The sequence below is a fragment of the Stutzerimonas stutzeri RCH2 genome, assembly GCF_000327065.1.
Classification (GTDB): Bacteria; Pseudomonadota; Gammaproteobacteria; order Pseudomonadales; family Pseudomonadaceae; genus Stutzerimonas; species Stutzerimonas stutzeri_AE.
The window spans coordinates 3,369,218-3,387,659 of record NC_019936.1 but is presented as its reverse complement, the minus strand read 5'-3'; the positions used below and the strand labels follow the sequence as shown (position 1 = coordinate 3,387,659).

20 protein-coding genes are annotated in these 18,442 nt (G+C 63.0%); 8 read left to right on the top strand and 12 right to left on the bottom strand.

Going from position 1 to position 18,442, the window contains the following annotated elements:
* Window positions 1–97 precede the first annotated feature (97 nt).
* Complete coding sequence (locus PSEST_RS15635) at window positions 98–2,212, top strand: EAL domain-containing protein (protein ID WP_041757054.1); 2,115 nt, start codon at window positions 98–100, stop codon at window positions 2,210–2,212.
* A gap of 26 nt (window positions 2,213–2,238) precedes the next feature.
* Here the strand turns inward: PSEST_RS15635 and PSEST_RS15630 are convergent, their stop codons facing one another.
* The 3 genes from PSEST_RS15630 to PSEST_RS15620 form a co-directional block, all read right to left on the bottom strand.
* Entirely contained in the window at window positions 2,239–3,147 is a 909-nt protein-coding gene (locus tag PSEST_RS15630) for an acyltransferase (RefSeq protein WP_015277943.1), read from the bottom strand.
* 133 nt (window positions 3,148–3,280) lie between these two features.
* On the bottom strand, window positions 3,281–5,377 hold the full coding sequence (pta, locus tag PSEST_RS15625) for a phosphate acetyltransferase (RefSeq protein WP_015277942.1): 2,097 nt from the start codon (window positions 5,375–5,377) through the stop codon (window positions 3,281–3,283).
* Window positions 5,378–5,540: 163 nt separating this feature from the next.
* A complete protein-coding gene (locus PSEST_RS15620) occupies window positions 5,541–6,728 on the bottom strand; it encodes an acetate kinase (RefSeq protein ID WP_015277941.1) in 1,188 nt (395 codons plus the stop codon).
* A 237-nt stretch (window positions 6,729–6,965) separates the two neighbouring features.
* Between PSEST_RS15620 and PSEST_RS15615 the strand changes: the two genes are divergently transcribed.
* The 4 genes from PSEST_RS15615 (at window position 6,966) to PSEST_RS15600 (ending at window position 9,951) form a co-directional block, all read left to right on the top strand.
* Complete coding sequence (locus PSEST_RS15615) at window positions 6,966–7,451, top strand: FKBP-type peptidyl-prolyl cis-trans isomerase (protein ID WP_003302716.1); 486 nt, start codon at window positions 6,966–6,968, stop codon at window positions 7,449–7,451.
* Between the two features lie 114 nt (window positions 7,452–7,565).
* Window positions 7,566–8,048, top strand: coding sequence for a glutathione peroxidase (locus tag PSEST_RS15610; protein ID WP_015277940.1), 483 nt, complete (start codon window positions 7,566–7,568; stop codon window positions 8,046–8,048).
* A gap of 137 nt (window positions 8,049–8,185) precedes the next feature.
* Window positions 8,186–8,845 (top strand): TetR/AcrR family transcriptional regulator, encoded by a 660-nt coding sequence (locus tag PSEST_RS15605; RefSeq protein WP_015277939.1) that lies wholly within the window; start codon window positions 8,186–8,188, stop codon window positions 8,843–8,845.
* Window positions 8,842–9,951 (top strand): NADH:flavin oxidoreductase, encoded by a 1,110-nt coding sequence (locus tag PSEST_RS15600; protein ID WP_015277938.1) that lies wholly within the window; start codon window positions 8,842–8,844, stop codon window positions 9,949–9,951. Before PSEST_RS15605 ends, PSEST_RS15600 begins: the two co-directional genes overlap by 4 nt.
* Before the next feature lie 174 nt (window positions 9,952–10,125).
* On the opposite strand, the gene cysZ is transcribed toward PSEST_RS15600, so the two are convergent.
* From cysZ to PSEST_RS15570, 6 genes are all read right to left on the bottom strand, one after another.
* The gene (gene cysZ, locus PSEST_RS15595) at window positions 10,126–10,881 is read right to left on the bottom strand and encodes a sulfate transporter CysZ (protein WP_015277937.1); all 756 of its coding nucleotides are present in this window, start codon (window positions 10,879–10,881) and stop codon (window positions 10,126–10,128) included.
* 221 nt (window positions 10,882–11,102) lie between these two features.
* The gene (locus PSEST_RS15590; protein WP_015277936.1) at window positions 11,103–11,441 is read right to left on the bottom strand and encodes a HopJ type III effector protein; all 339 of its coding nucleotides are present in this window, start codon (window positions 11,439–11,441) and stop codon (window positions 11,103–11,105) included.
* A complete protein-coding gene (locus PSEST_RS15585) occupies window positions 11,438–11,731 on the bottom strand; it encodes a DUF1244 domain-containing protein (protein ID WP_015277935.1) in 294 nt (97 codons plus the stop codon). Before PSEST_RS15585 ends, PSEST_RS15590 begins: the two co-directional genes overlap by 4 nt.
* A gap of 76 nt (window positions 11,732–11,807) precedes the next feature.
* Window positions 11,808–12,182 carry a dihydroneopterin triphosphate 2'-epimerase gene (folX, locus tag PSEST_RS15580; protein WP_003285881.1) on the bottom strand — a complete coding sequence of 125 codons (375 nt, stop codon included), beginning with the start codon at window positions 12,180–12,182 and terminating at the stop codon, window positions 11,808–11,810.
* 18 nt (window positions 12,183–12,200) lie between these two features.
* Window positions 12,201–12,905, bottom strand: a complete 705-nt coding sequence (folM, locus tag PSEST_RS15575) for a dihydromonapterin reductase (RefSeq protein WP_015277934.1) — start codon at window positions 12,903–12,905, stop codon at window positions 12,201–12,203.
* Between the two features lie 66 nt (window positions 12,906–12,971).
* A complete protein-coding gene (locus tag PSEST_RS15570; protein WP_015277933.1) occupies window positions 12,972–13,598 on the bottom strand; it encodes a PilZ domain-containing protein in 627 nt (208 codons plus the stop codon).
* Between the two features lie 229 nt (window positions 13,599–13,827).
* On the opposite strand from PSEST_RS15570, the gene PSEST_RS15565 reads away from it, so the two are divergent.
* On the top strand, window positions 13,828–14,280 hold the full coding sequence (locus PSEST_RS15565; protein WP_015277932.1) for a flavodoxin: 453 nt from the start codon (window positions 13,828–13,830) through the stop codon (window positions 14,278–14,280).
* A 106-nt stretch (window positions 14,281–14,386) separates the two neighbouring features.
* Window positions 14,387–15,163 carry a class II aldolase/adducin family protein gene (locus tag PSEST_RS15560; RefSeq protein ID WP_015277931.1) on the top strand — a complete coding sequence of 259 codons (777 nt, stop codon included), beginning with the start codon at window positions 14,387–14,389 and terminating at the stop codon, window positions 15,161–15,163.
* A 15-nt stretch (window positions 15,164–15,178) separates the two neighbouring features.
* Here the strand turns inward: PSEST_RS15560 and PSEST_RS15555 are convergent, their stop codons facing one another.
* From PSEST_RS15555 to olsB, 3 genes are read right to left on the bottom strand one after another with little or no spacing between them, the layout of a single operon-like run.
* Window positions 15,179–15,751 carry an ACP phosphodiesterase gene (locus tag PSEST_RS15555; protein ID WP_015277930.1) on the bottom strand — a complete coding sequence of 191 codons (573 nt, stop codon included), beginning with the start codon at window positions 15,749–15,751 and terminating at the stop codon, window positions 15,179–15,181.
* Between the two features lie 34 nt (window positions 15,752–15,785).
* Window positions 15,786–16,559 (bottom strand): lysophospholipid acyltransferase family protein, encoded by a 774-nt coding sequence (locus tag PSEST_RS15550; protein ID WP_015277929.1) that lies wholly within the window; start codon window positions 16,557–16,559, stop codon window positions 15,786–15,788.
* On the bottom strand, window positions 16,560–17,306 hold the full coding sequence (gene olsB, locus PSEST_RS15545; protein ID WP_015277928.1) for an L-ornithine N(alpha)-acyltransferase: 747 nt from the start codon (window positions 17,304–17,306) through the stop codon (window positions 16,560–16,562).
* Between the two features lie 183 nt (window positions 17,307–17,489).
* Here olsB and PSEST_RS15540 point away from each other — a divergent pair, with 183 nt between their 5' ends.
* Window positions 17,490–18,392 (top strand): acyl-CoA dehydrogenase, encoded by a 903-nt coding sequence (locus PSEST_RS15540; protein WP_041756735.1) that lies wholly within the window; start codon window positions 17,490–17,492, stop codon window positions 18,390–18,392.
* The last annotated feature ends 50 nt before the right edge of the window (window positions 18,393–18,442 follow it).

The following is an 18,442-nucleotide window of genomic DNA, read 5'->3' as shown; positions in this document are numbered from 1 at the left end:
CCAAGGCGGTGGTCCGTCTATCCAGCGTTCGAGGCGTGCTCGCTTCGAGCGGCGCGCGTTGCCGGCATTTCGACTTGGATGGCTTGGAGATCGGCGAATAATGCAAACGCAGCTTAAGCCCAGGTCACGCAGCCGTACGCTGCTGGTGGTGGACGACCGTGAAGCGAATCTGGTCGCGATGGAAGCGCTGCTGGGCGACGGTGACTGGCAGGTGCACACCGTCAATTCCGGCGAGGCGGCGCTCAAGGCGCTGCTGGATCTGGACGTCGAGCTGGTGCTGCTGGATGTGCAGATGCCGGGCATGGACGGTTTCGAGGTTGCCCGGTTGATGCGCGGCAGCCCGCATACCCGCTATACGCCGATCATCTTCGTGTCGGCGATTGCCCATACCCGTGATTCCGTGCTGCGCGGCTACGCCACCGGGGCAGTGGACTTCATCCTCAAGCCATTCGATCCGCAGGTGCTCAAGCACAAGATCAATACCTTGCTCGCCCATGAGCACAATCGCCGTGATCTGCAACTGCTCACCCAGCAGCTCGATAGCGCTCGCGCCTTCAACGCCTCGGTGCTGAGCAATGCAGCTGAGGGGATCCTCGTGGTCGGCGAGGACGGTTACATCAGCTTTGCCAATCCAGCCATCGCCGGGATGCTGCACCGTCGCGTCGAGGATCTGCAGGGCACGCCGCTGCTGTCCCATCTGGCGGCGCCGGATATGCCGGCTAGCTGGCACGAGTCGGACTTCTATCGCTACTGGCGCAGCGGCTCCACCTATCGCCTGCACGAGGCGCAGCTGCATACCGCCAATGGCACGCCGCTGCCGGTGGCGCTGTCGAGCTCGCCGCTGCCGCGCCAGCAACGCTCCATGGTGGTGATCGCGCTGGATATGTCGGTGGTGCGCAATCTGCATGTACAGCTCGAGACCCAGGCGGTCACCGATTCGCTGACCGGCCTGCTGAACCGGCGTGGCTTCCACCAGGCGCTGGAGTCCTCGCTGGCGCGGGTGGACCGCAATGGCAAGCGCATGGCCATCCTCTATATCGATCTGGATGGCTTCAAGCGCATCAACGATTCTCTCGGCCACGATGCTGGCGATGAGATCCTCTGCAAGGTGGCGCGCCTGCTGGAAACCTGCATGCGCCCCTACGACATCATCGCGCGCATGGGCGGGGATGAGTTCACCGCGCTGCTGGATTCGCTGGATCACCCCGAAGATGCGGCGCGGGTGGCGGAAAAACTGATCGAGCTGATTTCGGTGCGGCACAAGGTCGACGGCACCGAGGTGACGCTGGGTGCCAGTATCGGTATCGCGCATTTCCCCGATTGCGGCGTCAGCGTCGACCAGCTGTTGCGCTCGGCTGACATGGCCATGTACGAGGCCAAGCGCGCTGGTCGCCGCCAGTACCGTTTCTTCTCCAGCGACATGAACGAGCGCGCTCATGCCCGCCTGATGATGGAGGAGAACCTGCGCAGCGCCACCGAGCGCAACGATTTCGAGCTGCTCTATCAGCCGCAGGTCATGCTCGCCAGTGGCAAGCTCCGGGGATTCGAGGGTTTGCTGCGCTGGCCGCAGGGCGATGTTGGCGAAAACGAACCCGGCGTGTTCATTCCATTGCTGGAGGAGACGCGCCTCATCGAACGTGTCGGCGACTGGGTGCTGCGTGAAGGCATGAACCAGTACGGCCAATGGCTGCCGTCGTTCGGTAGCGACCTGATCCTCAGCCTCAATGTCAGCCCGGTGCAGTTCAGTCGCGCCGGGCTGTTCGACTCGCTTCGTCGATTGCTCGATGAATATCAGCTCGACCCGGCGCAGCTGGAGCTGGAAGTGACCGAAGGTACGCTGATGCAGGACCTCGAGCAGAGTTGCGACAAGCTCCGCCAGTTGCGCAAGCTCGGCGTGCGGGTGGCTATCGACGACTTCGGCACCGGATATTCATCGCTGGCTTATCTTCGACATTTCGAGCTGGATACGCTGAAGATTGATCGTCTGTTCATCGCCAACATGATGGATTCCCCACGCGATGCAGCCGTCGTCAGTACCATCATCGACCTCGGTCGCAACCTTGAGCTGGAAGTGGTGGCCGAGGGCGTCGAAACCGTCGCTCAACGCGACTGGCTGATAGCGAATGGTTGCGATGTCATGCAGGGCTTTCTGGTATCGCCTGCGGTACCGGCCGAGCAGGCCCGCGCGTTTCCCTCACAGCTCAACTGGTAGGTTCCTGCGGAGCGGTATGACGCCGCTCAGCGCCGGACCGGAAACTCCTCATGCAGCTGCGCCAGCTGCAGATCCTTTTCGCTCCAGAGTTCGTTCACCCACTGTTGAAACGCCAGCCGGTACGCTTCGTCCTGATCGTAGTTCCTGCCGAGAAACTCGGCCGGTAACTGCTGCGCCGTGACCCGCACCACCACCTGATGAATGTTGCCGGCAAGCAGATCCCAGAAGCTGGGGCGGCCGTCGGGATAGTGAATGGTGATATTGATCAGCGCTGTCAGCTGTTCCCCCATGGCGTCGATGACGAAGGCGATACCGCCGGCTCGGGGCTTTAGCAGATAGCGGTAGGGCGAAGCCTGCTCGCTGTGCTTGTTCTCGGTGAACCGCGTGCCTTCGAGGAAGTTGAACACCGACACCGGATTGGTCCGATAGCGCTCGCAGGCCTTGCGCGTCGTTGCCAGGTCCTCACCGCGTTTCTCCGGGTACTTGGCCAGGTATTCCTTGCTGAAGCGCTTCATGAAGGGAAACTCCAGCGCCCACCAGCACAGGCCGATCACCGGAACCCAGATCAGCTCCTGCTTGAGGAAGAACTTGAGAAACGGCATGCGCCGGTTGAGCTGGTACTGCAGCACGAGGATATCCGCCCAGCTCTGGTGGTTGCTGGTCACCAGATACGAGTGATGCATATCGACCTGATCCAGCCCCTGCACGTCCCAGCGGATCGGGCGAACCAGATCCATCCAGAAGCTGTTGACCGCGATCCAGGACTCGGCGATCCAGTGCATGCCGAAGCGCAGGCTGCGCTGCACGGCGGGCAGCGGAAACACCAGTTTCAGCAGCGAGAGGGCAAACAGCGGCCAACACCAGAACAGGGTATTGAGAGCCAGAAGCAAGGCAGCGAGGATGCCGCGCAGTGAAGCGGGGAGGAAGCTCAGCATGGATTTCTCGTCGATACGGCTGATTCGAGGCGCCAAGAGTAGCGATTATGCGCTGAACTGCAACTATCGAGAGAGTGTGGAAGGCTGAAGCCGTCGGTTCTAAGGCGCGACGGCTTCAGTTATCGAGGGTCGATCAGCCCTTCTGGTTGGCGGCCTGCAGAGCGGTCAGAGCGATGGTGAAAACGATGTCGTCCACCAGTGCGCCACGCGACAGATCGTTAACCGGCTTGGCCAGACCTTGCAGCATCGGGCCGACGCTGAGGCAGTTGGCGTTGCGCTGTACCGCCTTGTAGGTGGTATTGCCGGTATTCAGGTCGGGGAAGATGAACACCGTGGCCTGGCCGGCCACCTTGCTGTTCGGCGCCTTCTGCTTGCCGACACTCAGCACCGAGGCGGCGTCGTACTGCAGCGGGCCATCGATCGGCAGGGCAGGAGCGCGCTCCTGGGCGATACGGGTGGCTTCGGCGACCTTCTCGACTTCCGCACCGCTGCCGGAGCTGCCGGTGGAGTAGCTGATCATCGCCACGCGCGGGTTGACGCCCAGGGCTACAGCGGATTCGGCACTTTGCAGTGCGATTTCGGCCAGCTCGGTAGCGCTCGGATTCGGGTTCACGGCGCAGTCGCCATAGACCAGTACCTGGTCCGGCAGCAGCATGAAGAATACCGAGGACACGAGGCTGTAGCCCGGTGCTGTCTTGATCAGCTGCAGCGCGGGGCGGATGGTGTTGGCGGTGGTGTGCACCGCACCGGAAACCAGGCCGTCCACTTCGTCCAGCGCCAGCATCATGGTGCCGAGGACGACGGTGTCCTTCAGCTGCTCGCGGGCATCTTCCGGGGTCAGGCCCTTGGCCTTGCGCATCTCGCACATCGGCTCGACGTAGCGGTTGGCAATGCTGTCCGGGTCGAGGATCTCCAGGCTGGCCGGCAGGCTGATGCCTTGCTCGCGGGCGACCTGCTGGACTTCTTCCGGCTTGGCCAGCAGCACGCAGCGAGCGATGCCACGCTCCTGGCAGATGGCGGCGGCACGGATGGTGCGCGGCTCGTTGCCTTCCGGCAGCACGATGCGCTTGTTGGCGTCCTGGGCGCGCTTGACCAGCTGATAGCGGAATGCTGCCGGCGACATGCGCAGCTCACCGCGCGGCACGCTGCAGCGGGTATGCAGGAACTCGGGGTGCAGGTGCTTGGCGATGAAGTCGGTCACGCGCGTGGCGCGCTCGATATCGTCCGCCGGGGTTTCCTTGTTCAGGCCGAACAGGTTGTTCGCCGTGTCGTAGGAGTTGGTCTCCACGGTCATCACCGGCAGGCCGCCGTCCAAGGCGGCCTTGCACAGCTCGAGGATGCGCGGGTCCGGTGCGAAGTCGCTGCACAGCAGCAGGCCTGCGAGCTTCTCACCATTCAAAGAGGCCAGGCTGGCGGCGAGGATGATGTCGTCGCGATCGCCAGGCGTGACCACCAGAACGCCGGATTGCAGCAGCTGCACGGTGTTGGGGACGGCACGTGCGCACAGCACGATCTTGTTGACGCGGCGCTGGTCGGCTTCGCCGGCGTTGAGCACCTGCGCGCCGAGCAGTTCGGCGATGTCACGGGTGCGCAGTGCGTTGAGTTCTTCCGAGAACGGAATTGCGCCAAGCAGCTGGAAGTCGGCACTGCCCAGCAGCGGCAGGTGCTGCTTCAGGCTGTCGATGAATGCCGGCAGGCCTTCCTCTGTCTTCACCTTGTTGAGGATGACGCCGAGCACCTTGGGATCCTTGGCGCCGCCATACAGCTGCGCCTGGATCTCGATGCGTTCGGCCAGACGCTTGAGGCTGTCATTGCCCTGAGCGGCGATCAGGATCACTTCGGCGTCGAGACTCTTCGCCAGTTGTGTGTTGATGCGCTGGGTGTAGTTCGACTCGCGAGTCGGCACCATGCCTTCGACGATGACCACGTCCTTGCCGGCGGCTACCTGCTGGTAGCGGCTGACCACGTCCTCGAGCAGCAGATCGATCTCGCCATCGGCGAGCTGGCGCTCTACCTGTTCCAGTGGCAGTGGCTCGGGGGAGGTCAGTTTCAGCGTGCGCTCGACCAGAATGCAGGAGCGCTCACGGCCCTGGTCGACGGGGAAGGGTTGCGCGATCGGCTTGAAGAAGCCGACCTTCAGCCCAGCGTTTTCCAGCGCACGGATCAGGCCGAGGCTGATGGAATTGAGGCCGCCGCCGAAACCGGTAGGGGCGAGGAAGATTGTGTGCATGGCATCTCCTTGAGGACAGGGTGCTCGGGATAACGGTGCTGGGCGCCGGCTAGGCTAGGGCACTTGTGCCGGGGCGGAAACTGCCTGATTGCCGCGGCGCTCATGTGCAAAGACCCGACGGCCGGGGGCTGTCGGGTCTCTGAATCGCTGCCTGCGTTCGCTCTCAGGCGTCCAGCAGGGCCAGCGTATCGAGGGCGATCTGACGCTCCTCGTTGGTCGGAACCACCATGATGCGCGGGCTGCCTGCGGCCTGGATTTCGCCAGCGACACCACGGGTGCAACGGGCATTGGCTTCGGCGTCGAGCTTGAAGCCGAACAGCTTGAGGTGTTCCAGGGTGCGCTCGCGCACAGCCGAGGAGTTTTCACCGATACCACCGGTGAACACCAGGCCGTCCAGCTGCGGCAGCGCACAGGACATGGCGGCCAGCGACTTGGCCAGGCGGTAGCAGAATACGTCGAAGGCCAGCACGGCGCCCGGATGACCGGCGTTGCGGGCATCGGCCAGGGTGCGCATGTCGTTCGACAGTCCGGAGAGGCCTTTCAGGCCGCTTTCCTTGTTGAGCATGTTGTCGATCTTGGCCAGATCCCAGCCCAGCGTCTTGTTCAGGAAATTGTGCAGGCTCGGGTCGACGTCACCGCTGCGGGTGCCCATGACCAGGCCTTCGAGCGGGGTCAGGCCCATGCTGGTGTCGCGGCTTTCACCATTGACCACCGCACAGGTGGAGCAGCCGTTGCCCAGGTGAGCGACCAGCCAGCTGCTATTTTCGACCGGAACACCGGCCATCTCGGCGGCGCGCTTACTGACGAAGCGATGGCTGGTGCCATGGAAGCCATAGCGGCGTACGCCATGCTCCTTGTAGAGCACATCCGGCACGGCGTAGCGGTAAGCGTGTTCCGGCATGGTCTGGTGGAAGGCGGTATCGAACACGCCTACCTGCGGCAGCTCGGGGAACAGGTTGATGGCAGCATGGATGCCGCTGAGGTTCGCCGGGTTGTGCAGCGGAGCCAGCTGGATGTTGGCTTCGATGCCAGCCAGGGTTTCGTCGTTGAGCAGCGAGGAAGCGAAGAATTTCTCACCGCCGTGCACGACGCGGTGACCGATGCCGTCGAGGTGGCCGCCAGCGGCTTCTTCCACGCGCGGCAGGATCTGGGCGAGGGCAGCCTGATGATCGGCGTTGGGCACCTTGACGCTTTCCTTGCCAGCGGCGCTCTCGAAGTGGATCACGGCTTCCGGGCTGCCGATGCATTCGGCCAGGCCTTGTAGTGGGAAGGTCGCTTGCGCTTCGTTGACCAGGGCGAACTTGATCGACGAGCTGCCACAGTTAATCACCAGGATGTTACGAGCCGACATCGGTGCTCCTTGGTTCTCTAATGTTATTGAAATGGGTGCCAAAGATACTTTTCGCCGATTCTTGCACATCGGCCGTGAAAGCGATGCCATCCAAAGGTTGTAGTCACATATTCCATGGCACTACATTCCGCTTCGGGCGACAAACGGCAACGGTCCGTTCATCCACGTCCGGTTCGCATTCGGCGCGGTGGATGGTTAAACTTCGACATCCATTCTCTAAAGCAAAGGTTCTGCCCCATGCTGATTGCCGCTAACAAGGCTGTCTCCATCGACTACACACTCACCAACGACGCCGGTGAGGTGATCGACAGCTCGGCTGGCGGCGCGCCGCTGGTCTACCTGCACGGCGCAGGCAACATCATTCCGGGTCTGGAGAAGGCCCTCGAGGGCAAGCAGGGCGGTGACCAGATCCAGGTTGCCATCGAACCTCAGGACGCCTATGGCGAATACAGCCCGGAGCTGGTTGCTACCCTCAATCGCGCCATGTTCGAAGGCGTCGACGAACTGGAAGTGGGCATGCAGTTCCACGCTTCCGGTCCTGACGGCGGCATGCAGATCGTTACCATCCGCGACGTAGAAGGCGATGACGTGATCGTCGACGGCAATCATCCGCTGGCGGGCCAGCGTCTGAACTTCGACGTCAAGGTCGTCAACGTGCGCGACGCCAGCGAAGAAGAAGTGGCTCACGGCCATGTGCATGGCGAAGGTGGTCACCACCACTGATCCGGCCGCCGTTCAGGCGTCCGCACGCACAGCGGCAGGAACGGCTGCTGTGTCGATCGAAAGAAGAGCGCTCCGGTCGTTTGCCGGGGCGTTTTTTTCGTTAGGAGAGATGACATGAGCGCATTCCACCAATTGGTGTTGCCAGGCCTGGGCGGTGAGGAACTGCCTATGGCGCAGTTCGGCGATCAGATCACGCTGGTGGTCAATGTCGCCTCGCAGTGCGGGCTGACGCCGCAATACGCTGGCCTCGAACGGCTGCAGCAGCAGTACGCGTCCCGTGGGTTCAGCGTGCTTGGCGTGCCATGCAACCAGTTCGCTGCGCAGGAACCGGGCAGCGACGAGGAGATCCGCTCGTTCTGCAGCCTCAACTACGGCGTCACCTTTCCCTTGAGTGGCAAGCTCGAGGTGAACGGTCCGCAGCGCCATCCGCTGTATCGGTTGCTGGCTGGCGAAGGCGCTGACTTTCCAGGCGACATCACCTGGAATTTCGAGAAATTCCTGGTCGGCAAGGACGGGCGTGTACTTGCGCGTTTCTCGCCGCGCACCGCACCCGACGATCCTGCCTTGATTCACGCCATCGAAAGCGCACTGGCCTGATCTGCATTTCGCGGCCGCATTTCTGCGGCCGCGTTCTTTCCCGTTGCGACCCTCTGAAACACCGTTGCCGTGTTGGCGCTGGATAAGCGCCGTGGATGATGCTGTGCCGGCGAGACGACCGGTCATATTCTCGGCGCATGAGCCATACAGCACGCAACGACAAGCGCGATCTGATCCTCTCCAAGGGCGCCCGGGTGATGACCCGTCGTGGCTATCACGGCACCGGGGTCCAGGAAATTGTCCAGGCCGCGGGTATCCCCAAGGGGTCCTTCTATCATTACTTCGCCAGCAAGGAAGACTTCGCCCTGCAGGCGCTGGACTACATCTATGCGCCACGGCTGGAGCGCTATCGGGCTGCATTGTGCAACGCCCCTATCGCGCCGCGGCAACGCGTCCTCGACTACTACGCCGATCTCGTTGCGCACTTCGCGCGCAAGGAAAAGCCCGAATACCACTGCTTCATTGGCAGTCTGAGTTTCGAGATGGCCGAGCTGTGTCCGCCTATTGCAAAGCGCTTGAGTGAAATACTCGCGCAATCCGTCGAGCAGCTTGCTCGCTGCCTGGAGCAGGCCCAGCGCGCTGGCGAGATCGAGTCCGGCTGCAATTGCCCGGCGCTGGCCGAATTCATCAGCAATGCCTGGGAAGGCGCACTGCTGCGCATGAAAGTCTGCGGCAGCGTCGCCCCGCTACAGGTTTTTCTCCAGCAGCTCGAACGCCTGTTGGCGCCGGCTGCAACAAATCTGCCGGGCCGTGAGTGTCCGGCTGCCTTGACCAATGCCATAGGAGTCGATCAATGACTGCCAGCGTACAAGCCTTGTTCCAGCCCTTCGAGCTGGGTGCCCTCCGTTTGCCGACCCGCGTGGTCATGGCGCCGATGACCCGTTCGTTCTCCCCCAACGGCGTGCCCACCGCTGATGTGGTCGAGTACTACCGTCGCCGTGCCGCTTCCGGGGTCGGGCTGATCATCACCGAAGGCACCACGGTCGGCCATGCGGCTGCCAATGGCTATCCGCATGTGCCGCGTTTCTATGGTGAGGATGCACTGGCAGGCTGGCAGGCGGTGGTCGACGCGGTGCATGCCGCTGGTGGCAAGATCGTTCCGCAGCTCTGGCACGTCGGGAATGTTCGCCGCAAAGGCACCGAGCCCGAGCCGGAGGTGGTTGGCTACGGCCCGATGGAAAAGCAGAAGGACGGCCAGGTCGTCGTCCACGGCATGACCAAGCAGGATATCCAGGATGTGATCGAGGCTTTCGCCCAGGCTGCGCGCGATGCCCAGGCGATCGGCATGGACGGCGTGGAAATCCACGGTGCCCACGGTTACCTGATCGATCAGTTCTTCTGGGAGGGCAGCAACCAGCGTACCGACGAGTATGGCGGCAGCCTGGCCAACCGCTCGCGCTTCGCCATCGAGCTGGTGCAGGCCGTGCGTGCGGCAGTCGGTCCCGACTTTCCGATCATCTTCCGCTTCTCACAGTGGAAGCAGCAGGACTACACCGCACGGCTGGTGCAGTCGCCCGAAGAGCTTGGCGAGTTCCTGGCGCCGTTGTCGCAAGCCGGGGTGGATATCTTCCATTGCTCGACGCGCCGCTTCTGGGAGCCGGAGTTCGAAGGCTCGGACCTCAACCTTGCCGGCTGGACCCGCCAGCTGATCGGCAAGCCAACCATCACTGTCGGCAGCGTTGGCCTCGATGGCGAGTTCCTGCAGTTCATGGTCAAGACCGACAAGGTGGCGCAGCCGGCGAATATCGAAGGATTGCTGGAGCGTCTGAACAAGCAGGAGTTCGACCTGGTCGCGGTGGGGCGTGCGCTGATCTGCGATCCGGATTGGGCCGTTAAGGTACGTGAGGGGCGGATGGAAGATATTCTGCCGTTCAGTCGTGAGGCGTTGAAGACGCTGGCTTGAGTGACGGCGGCAGCCAGGGTGATCTGGCTGCCGATTTCCCCTCGCCCGGCAGCATCCAATCTCGCCAGGCCTTCGCGCAGAGCTGTCAGCATGTTACATGGTGCGGACGGAGAGACTCGAACTCTCACACCTTGCAGCGCCAGAACCTTGACCGCCGAACGCGACGCCAAACGTCTATGCCGGTCGGTCCAACTGCCGATTCGGCCCGCCTTCCCTTACCCAGAACAACGTCGCTCCCGCCACCGCCGCCGGCATGATCAGCAGGTTCAGCACCGGCACCAGCAGCGCCGCATAGGTCACCGCGCCAAAGCTCAGGCTCTGCCAGCGACGCTGGCGCAACCAGCCCATCATGTCCGCCCAGCTCAGCTTGTTGTTGTCCGCCGGGTAGTCGATGTACTGCACCGCCATCATCCACACGCCGAACAGCAGCCATAGGGGCGCGGCAGCCAGATTCAGTACCGGGATGAACGAGAGCACCAGCAGCGCCAGGGCGCGCGGCGCGAAATAGGCCAGCTTGCGCAGCTCGCGACCAATGGTGCGCGGCAGCATGGCGAGCAGCTCGGCCCAGCTGAATGGTGGCGCGGCATCTTCGCCACGTACCACCACTTCGACCTTCTCTGCCAGAAAGCCGTTGAATGGCGCCGCGATGATGTTGGCCAACATGGTGAAGCTGAAGAACACCATCAACACCACCAGCGCGACGAACAACGGCCAGAGGATGTACTCGAGAAACGCGAGCCAGGTCGGCAGGTTGGGCATGAAGGTATCGACCCAGCCGCTGAACTGGCCGACCGCAAACCAGATCAGGCCGAAGAACAGCAATACGTTGACCGTCAGCGGCAGGATCACGAACAGACGCAGCCCCGGGCTGAGCACCAGTCGCAGGCCTTCGCGCAGGTATTGCGGGCCGGAGAGGGCGGATACGGGCATTGGCGTCTCCTGTAAGCAGCGGATTCGAGGGAAGGTGGCGCGAGGGATAGTCGATGACTATGGGACGTATGCAGACGCTGAATTGTCCGCCGCGGCGGCGGATAGCTAAGGTGCGCTCAACGGTTTTCGGGTCATCCGCTTTCTCAGCCTTCCCCAAGTGCTTGGGATGACCCTTTTTATTCCCATTGAGCCGGACATGCCGGCTCGCAGAATGGTACGCGTTACTTGCGCTTGAGCGGCTGGCCGTCGAACCGCACGCCGGGCAGGCCGGTTTCCATCAATGCGCGGATGTTGCGGTGATCACTGCCGTTCGGGTTGGCCAGTACCGCCTGATAATGTTCGCCAAACGCGAGCAGCGCTTCTTCCGTGCTGAACCCCTCCAGCAGAGCCATGCCTAGCGTCTTGCAGGAACCTTCGTTCTCGCCGGCGGCATTTTCCAGGGTGCCGTTGACGAAGCGACTCGGCTGATAGTCATAGGTGCTCGCGATAAAGGCGAGGGTGTCGCTGAACGCGTGGTTGCGATTGCGCAGGCTTGCGCGGAAGTCTTTCAGGTCATTCATTCTTTCTGTGCCTTGTCGAAAGCTGCCTGCTGCTCGGCGGTCGCTTCCTTCTGATAGCGTTTCTTCCATTCGCTGTACGGCATGCCGTACACCTCTTCGCGGGCCTGGTCGATGCTGACTTCGATTTCCAGATCGTCTGCGGCCGCCTTGTACCATTTCGACAGGCAGTTGCGGCAGAAGCCAGCCAGGTTCATCAGATCGATGTTCTGGGCATCGGGGCGGGTGCGCAGGTGCTGGACCAGGCGGCGGAAGGCAGCGGCTTCCAGTTCGGTGCGTTCTTGCTCGTTCATCTCGTGGGTCTCGGCGTTGGCTGAGGTCGGCCGGATCATAACCTTGCGTCGTTGAGCCGGCCAGCCTTGCGCAGGGTCAATCCCGGTGGGCTGCCAGCGTGATCGATACCGACTCGGCAAAGCGCAGCGCGTGGGGTTTGTCGACCTCCACTTCGGCGTAGCGTACCTGTGGGTAACGCATGACCAGGTCGAGAATTTCCTGCGTCAGGCGTTCGAGCAGGGCGAAGCGGTTGTCTTCAACGTGCTGGATGATCGCCTTGGTGATGGTGCGGTAGTTCAGCGCCTGTTCGATGTCGTTCTCGCGCACCGCCTCGGCGGCAGGGTAGAGCATGGTCAGGTTAATCAGCACGTCCTGGCGGTTGAGGATTTCCTCTTCCTTGATGCCGATATAGGTGCGCAGCCGCAGGTCCTTGACGCGGATGCGTGCCATAGCAGGTTCCAGTCTGGGCATGGGATCTCCTTGCAGTCTTCAGATCAGATGACGGCCGCCGTTCACGGTCAGTGTGGTGCCGGTGACATACGGATTGTCGAGCAGGTAGCGCAGGCTCTGGTAGATCACCTCGGCACCGGGTTCGATGCCCAGCGCAGATTTCGCCAGTGCCTTGCGCCGGTATTCCTCATCGTCGTCCGGATTGAACTGGATCAGCGCCGGGGCAATGCCGTTGACCTTGATCGCCGGGGCCAGGCTGGCGGCAAAGGACAGCGTGAGGTTGTCCAGCCCCGCCTTGCTTGCCGCATAGGCGATATGTTTCTTGCTGCCCTTGCGGGTGACGTCGTCGCCGATGTGCACGATGTCCGCCGGCCCGCCGTGGCGCAGCAGGTCGGCGCAGTGCAGATTGATCAGGTAGGGCGCGAGCATATGCACCTGGAACAGCTGGCGAAACGCCTCGGCTTCCTGGCCGGGAGTATCGGGGCGCCATTCGGATGCGTTGTGGACGATCGCTCTCAGGCTTGCGGTCTGCTCTCGGAGTGCGGCGATAAAGCCCGTAATACCTGCTTCATCGCTGAAATCCGCCTTCAGCGTGGAAGCGCCGAGCGTGCGCAGTCGGTCGATACTGTCGCGTTCGCGGCGGTAGGTGACGATAACCGTGAAGCCGTCCTCCAGCAGCCGTTCGGCGCAATGCAGTCCGATCCGCTGGCTGGCACCGGTGATGAGAATCGGAGCCTGGTGCATGTATATCCACTGCCGGAAATGGGTGGGCCGCCTAGCTGCGAGGCGGTCACTAACAGGCGTGGCAGCTTACACCAGATCGGCGGGCACCTCAGGCTGCAAATCGGGGTGCAAACGTTGGTGCTGACGATAGAGGAAGGAGCGGATGCGTTCGGCGTCCTTTTCCTGGGGGAACTCCACTTCGTAGGCTGCCATCCCGCCCTTGAGTTCACGAACACGATGGGCGTCGATCTCCAGCGGAGTGTCATCCGGAAGCGCCAGACGCAAGTGGAAGTGCTTGGGCGGTTTGCGATCCTTGCCGGCATCTACCAGGAGGCCGTGCGGAGACAGCTCATGGACGCTGAGCGAGCTTTCGCCGCCGTCGTTCTTCAGTAGCGCAAGTGGCTCATCCAGGTGCAGACGCCAGGCGCGTGTGGTCGCCCCGCGCTCGTAGATCACCGGTGGCGCCAGTTGCAGATCGAGGCTGTGCAGCTCATCTTCACGAAGCTGGATCGGGAACGACATGCGAAAGTCTTCGAACTCAGCCTGTAATGACAGGTTGGCCCTTGCGGCCAGCTGCATCAGCAGTTCGTTGGATGGCGCGCCGCCATCGATCCGGAAACCTGTAGCGCGCTCCGCGGTGGTTCCGCCGTTGCGCTGCATCAACTTGCGGATGAAGGTCAGTTCGTCTTTGCTGAGAATCGTATCTTCCGCCATGCGGATACCCTCGGAGGATGCTGCCTCCATGGTTCTGGCGTCGTGGCGTGGGCCACGTTGCGCCTGCGCCGGTCGGGCGCGGTGGGGCAATCGCCCCTAGGACAGTCTAGTTGCAGTTTGGTTCCGTCTCTGCGGTTTTGCTGGATATACGGTACGGTTGCTCCGCCACGCAGAACCCGGCACGGCCAGATGCGGCATAATGCGCGGCTTTGATTGCCCTGGAGCGCATATGAAAGTCGCCATTCTCTCCGGGAGCGTCTACGGCACCGCCGAAGATGTCGCCCGTCACGCCGAACACCAGCTGAAAGCTGCCGGTTTCGAAACCTGGCACGATCCCCGCGCGCAGCTGCCGCAGATTCTAGAGTTCGCACCCGAAGCGCTGCTGGTCGTGACCTCGACCACCGGCATGGGTGAGCTGCCGGACAGCTTCATCCCGCTGTACTCGACCATCCGCGATCAGTTTCCCGCATGGAGCGGCCTGCCCGGTGGCGTCATCGCGCTTGGCGATGCCAGCTATGGCGACACCTTCTGCGGCGGCGGAGAGCTGATTCGCGAGCTCTATGCCGAGCTGGGCGTGCGGGAAGTGGTGGAGATGCTACGCCTCGACGCCAGCGAGACAGTCACCCCGGAAAGCGACGCCGAACCGTGGCTGGAAGCCTTCGCGGCGGCCTTGCGCGCCTGAGTGTGGCTCGCCAGGCCAGCGGCCTGGCTGCAAGGGCAACTGTCGGCGTGAGCGGCTCTGGCTAGAATCCAGGGCAACGCCACGACAATAAGAAGAGGTGCCCTCGATGACCGCGCTGCACGCTTTGCCTTCCCTGGAATCTCAAGTGAGCCCTGCCGAATGGCAGGCGCGGGTCGATCTGGCGGCCTGTTACCGGCTGGTCGCGCTGCATGGCTGGGATGACCTGATCTTCACGCACATCTCGGCCAAGATTCCCGAAACCGATCACTTCCTGATCAATCCGTACGGGCTGATGTTTCACGAAATCACCGCGTCCAGCCTGGTCAAGGTCGATCTGGCCGGAAGCAAGGTGATGGATAGCCCGTACGAGATCAATCCCGCTGGGTACACCATCCACAGTGCCGTGCATGAAGTGCGGCACGACGTCGCCTGCGTCATGCACACCCATACCGCGGCAGGGGTAGCCGTCTCGGCGCAGCGCCAGGGCGTGTTGCCGATCAGCCAGCAGTCGCTGTTCGTGCTGGCCAGTCTTTCCACCCACGGCTATGAGGGCGTGGCGCTGAATCATGATGAGAAGGCGCGCCTGCAGGCCGATCTGGGTGATACCGGCTATATGCTGCTGCACAACCATGGCCTGCTGACCTGCGGTGGCAGCATCGCCGATACCTTTCTGATGATGTTCATCTTCCAGCGCGCCTGCGAAATCCAGGTCATGGCGCAGGCTGGCGGCAGCGAGCTGATCGCCATTCCCGAACAGATCCTCGCGGGTGCCAAGGCCATGGCTGCCGGTGTAACCCGTACCCGCTCAGGCATGGGCGGCGCGTTGGCCTGGCCGGGTCTATTGCGCAAGCTGGATGCGCAGAGTCCCGGCTATGCTGCGTGACACGACGCGGCTGCGCTACATCGCCGCCTTGGCGAACTGCTGCAGCTGCGGATAGAAAAGACGAAAATCCTCAAGCAGCGGATCGTACAGCTGCTCCAGCTCTTCCAGCCCGCCGGCCAGGCCATCCGGCCGGCTGAGCCGGCGGCTCATGTTGGCCAGCACCCGTTCCAGTACATCGAACTCGCGATAACTGCCCAGCCAGTCGTGCGCGGCCATGTGCGGTGCGATGACGGCGAGCTTGCCCGGCAGCTGGGGCTCTTCGGTCAGCGCCCGGTAGGCCCGCTGGGTAAAGAGCTCCAGCGGTTCGCTGGAATAGTCCGACCAGTTCGCCGCCAGGCAATGATCGAAGAACAGATCCAGCAGGATTCCTGCGTAGCGGCGGCGCTCACTGGGAAAGCGCGCTTTCGCCTCCAGCACCAGCGGATGGCTGTCGGTGTAGGCATCGATCTGCCGATGCAGGCGAATGCCGGCCTCGATCCGCGCTGGCCAGCGACCCTGCAGCGAGCCTTTGACGAAGTCGCCATACAGGCTGCCGAGCATGTCCTCTGGGCCAGGACCGCCGAGATGAAGGTGAGCAAGATAATTCATGGGTCAAGCTTAGCGCAGCCTCGATAGGAGGTCGCTATGCGGCCTCTCTCACGTCCTTCTGCGCCTGCCCAGCCAGTGCCCGCTCGATCGCCAGTTGCGCCCGCTCGGCAATTGCTCTGCGGCTGAGTGTGGTGACGGCAATGGGAAGCAGCAGATGGATTTCCACTACTGCCACGTCGCTGGCGAGCAGTCTGCGCAAGTGCGCAGGCAGTTCGTCATCGCCTATGAAGGGGGCCACGGTGTCGGGCTTGCCATTGCGCAGATAGCGAATCGCAACGGGTTGAACGGCGCAGCCGGCTTGTATGGCGCAGGCAAACAGCCGAGGGTGGAAAGTGCGTACGCTGCTGCCATCGGTCGAGGTGCCCTCGGGGAAGATCAGCAGATGACGACCCTGGTGGAGATGGTTGGCCAGTTGCTGATTGATCTGCGCGGCATCGCCGGCGCCTCGGCGGATGAACAGCGTGCCAGCCTGGCGCGCCAGCCAGCCAAGCACGGGCCAGCGTGCGACTTCGGCCTTGGCCAGGAACGACAGCGGCCGCAGCATTCCGAGCAGCGGGATATCACACCAGGACACATGGTTGGCGACCCACAGCATCGGCTTGGACGGCAGCTCGCCAATCACCTGCACACGGAACGGTAGCGCGGTGGCCAGGTGAACCATGAACCAGCGGGTCAGCCGTTGTCTGCCTTGCACAGAGGCTCGTAGCGCGAGGCGCTCGCCGAGCGCCAGTACGGCCGCCAACAGTAGTCCCAGCAGGATCACGGCGCTCACCCGCAGCAGGCGCCAGTACAGGCGCGCCCGCGTCATCTATACCGCAGCCTTGAAGTGGCGGGCGTAGCGCGGGCAAAGCTCCTCGCGTTTGAGCAGGATGAAGACGTCGGCGACCTGGAAGTCCGGGTCCCAGCAGGGTTCGCCACAGATCTTCGCGCCGAGGCGCATATAGGCCTTGAGCAGCGGCGGCAGCTGGGCAGTGACGTTGTCCGGCAGCTCCAGCTCAGGAAGTGGCGTTCGCGGCTCCGCATGCAGCAGCTCGGTACACAGGTGACTGTCGCGCAACCGCTGCATGATCGCGCGGGCCTGGATGCCACCGTCGCGCATTGGGATGCTGGCGCAGCCCATCAGGTAACGATAACGGCCCTCGTTGAGCACTTCTGCCAGCTCGCTCCAGAGCACGGCGATGGTCGCGCCATTGCGATAGGCCGGGGCTACGCAGGTACGGCCGATTTCCAGCACGGGTTCGTTGATGTCTGCCAGGCCGTGCAGGGCAAACTCTCCTTCGCTGTAGAAGCGCCCGAGTTGCTTGGCGGTGAGGTGGTCGAGCAGGCGGGTGGTGGCGACCAGCTCTCCGCTTGCCAGATCACGTACACCGATGTGCCGGCAGTGAACGTCGAAGTCATCCATGTCCAGTCCGAGCTCCGCGCCCTGCAGCTGGGCATCGAACTCGCTGCTGAAGACCCGATAGCGCAAAGCCTGGGCTTCGCGCAGGGCCGCACCGCCTTCCAGGCGTTCGGCTCGAAGTTGACGCGTGCTGCGGGGATCGACGATGGCATTCATGCTGTGTCTCCTTGGCCGCCGTGGTTGTGGCGGGTTGGCGATGCAACGCGAGCGTCTGGTTGTTATCGTTGGGCTCGAGTGTTTGGCTCGATCAGGCTAGGAGCGGGGCATGTCGGCGCTGTTACGATCGGATGATGGTTGGATGACGGTGGGCCAGCCGCCTGGGTGCGTGAGACTTTGGAGATGAACATGCCGTGGAAACGACTGATCGGCCCGTTGCAGCCGGTTGCAGCGAACGCTGGCCTGGCGACCTGGTTTGCGGGTGTATGCGAGGGCGCCGGCACAACCGACCCCTTTAGCCTGGCGGTCTATGGTGGCCGGCTGGCGGCCACGCCGGGATTGGCTTTTCTCGGTGGCTATCAGGCTGCGCTGCGCGCGCTCTGGCCCGACGCCCCGCCAGGGCTCGGTGCGCTCTGTACGACCGAACGGCGCAAATTGCGACCGGCCGACATGGCAACGCGCTGGGATGACGGTCATCTGAGTGGCAGCAAGGATTTCGTCACCGCTGGCGATGCGGTGCAATGGTTGTTGGTATCGGCCAGGGAGGAGGGTGCCGAGGAGTCACCGCGGCTCGGGCTGTTCGCGGTCGAACCGGCCGCTGCGGGCGTATCGCTGATATCCGGTCCGCAACTGCCTATCGTGCCGGACATCGCCCATGGGCGCTTGCATCTGGAACGGGCCGTTGGCACACGCTTGCCCGGCGATGGCTGGCGAGATTACGTCAAACCCTTCCGTACGTACGAAGATATCCACGTGCTAGCCGCGCTTAGCGCCTGGCTCTACGGCGTGGCGCTGCAGGAATGCTGGCCGCGCAGCTTGATGCTGCGTCTATTGAACATTCTCGGCGGCGCTGCCGAGGTGGCGCGACAGCCGGCCAGCGAACCGGCGAGTCACCTGTTGCTGGCGGCTGTGCTCGAGCAGTTCGCGATGTTGCAGCCGGAACTGGACGCTGTGATGTCGGCTAGCGAGGGAGCCTGCGCTGTGCTGTGGCAGCGCGATAGGGCGGTGCTCGGCCTTGCGCGTGAAGCCCAGGCGCGGCGTTTGCAGCAAGCTGTCGTGGCGCTCGGGCTCAGCGAGGCGGGCTGATTCGGCGGCAACGGTCTCGGGAACTCTGCGCCATCGCGCCTGGCCTTATA

Bases quoted from the DNA above. Each gene is read 5' to 3' on its own strand.
- PSEST_RS15555 (WP_015277930.1), bottom strand. From the start codon at position 15,751: ATGAATTATCTTGCTCACCTTCATCTCGGCGGTCCTGGCCCAGAGGAC.
- folX (WP_003285881.1), bottom strand. From the start codon at position 12,182: ATGCCCAGACTGGAACCTGCTATGGCACGCATCCGCGTCAAGGACCTG.
- folM (WP_015277934.1), bottom strand. From the start codon at position 12,905: ATGCACCAGGCTCCGATTCTCATCACCGGTGCCAGCCAGCGGATCGGA.
- PSEST_RS15585 (WP_015277935.1), bottom strand. From the start codon at position 11,731: ATGAACGAGCAAGAACGCACCGAACTGGAAGCCGCTGCCTTCCGCCGC.
- olsB (WP_015277928.1), bottom strand. From the start codon at position 17,306: ATGAATGCCATCGTCGATCCCCGCAGCACGCGTCAACTTCGAGCCGAA.
- PSEST_RS15615 (WP_003302716.1), top strand. From the start codon at position 6,966: ATGCTGATTGCCGCTAACAAGGCTGTCTCCATCGACTACACACTCACC.
- PSEST_RS15550 (WP_015277929.1), bottom strand. From the start codon at position 16,559: ATGACGCGGGCGCGCCTGTACTGGCGCCTGCTGCGGGTGAGCGCCGTG.
- PSEST_RS15560 (WP_015277931.1), top strand. From the start codon at position 14,387: ATGACCGCGCTGCACGCTTTGCCTTCCCTGGAATCTCAAGTGAGCCCT.
- PSEST_RS15570 (WP_015277933.1), bottom strand. From the start codon at position 13,598: ATGGCGGAAGATACGATTCTCAGCAAAGACGAACTGACCTTCATCCGC.
- PSEST_RS15590 (WP_015277936.1), bottom strand. From the start codon at position 11,441: ATGAATGACCTGAAAGACTTCCGCGCAAGCCTGCGCAATCGCAACCAC.
- PSEST_RS15600 (WP_015277938.1), top strand. From the start codon at position 8,842: ATGACTGCCAGCGTACAAGCCTTGTTCCAGCCCTTCGAGCTGGGTGCC.
- PSEST_RS15610 (WP_015277940.1), top strand. From the start codon at position 7,566: ATGAGCGCATTCCACCAATTGGTGTTGCCAGGCCTGGGCGGTGAGGAA.
- PSEST_RS15605 (WP_015277939.1), top strand. From the start codon at position 8,186: ATGAGCCATACAGCACGCAACGACAAGCGCGATCTGATCCTCTCCAAG.
- PSEST_RS15540 (WP_041756735.1), top strand. From the start codon at position 17,490: ATGAACATGCCGTGGAAACGACTGATCGGCCCGTTGCAGCCGGTTGCA.
- pta (WP_015277942.1), bottom strand. From the start codon at position 5,377: ATGCACACAATCTTCCTCGCCCCTACCGGTTTCGGCGGCGGCCTCAAT.
- PSEST_RS15630 (WP_015277943.1), bottom strand. From the start codon at position 3,147: ATGCTGAGCTTCCTCCCCGCTTCACTGCGCGGCATCCTCGCTGCCTTG.
- PSEST_RS15565 (WP_015277932.1), top strand. From the start codon at position 13,828: ATGAAAGTCGCCATTCTCTCCGGGAGCGTCTACGGCACCGCCGAAGAT.
- cysZ (WP_015277937.1), bottom strand. From the start codon at position 10,881: ATGCCCGTATCCGCCCTCTCCGGCCCGCAATACCTGCGCGAAGGCCTG.
- PSEST_RS15620 (WP_015277941.1), bottom strand. From the start codon at position 6,728: ATGTCGGCTCGTAACATCCTGGTGATTAACTGTGGCAGCTCGTCGATC.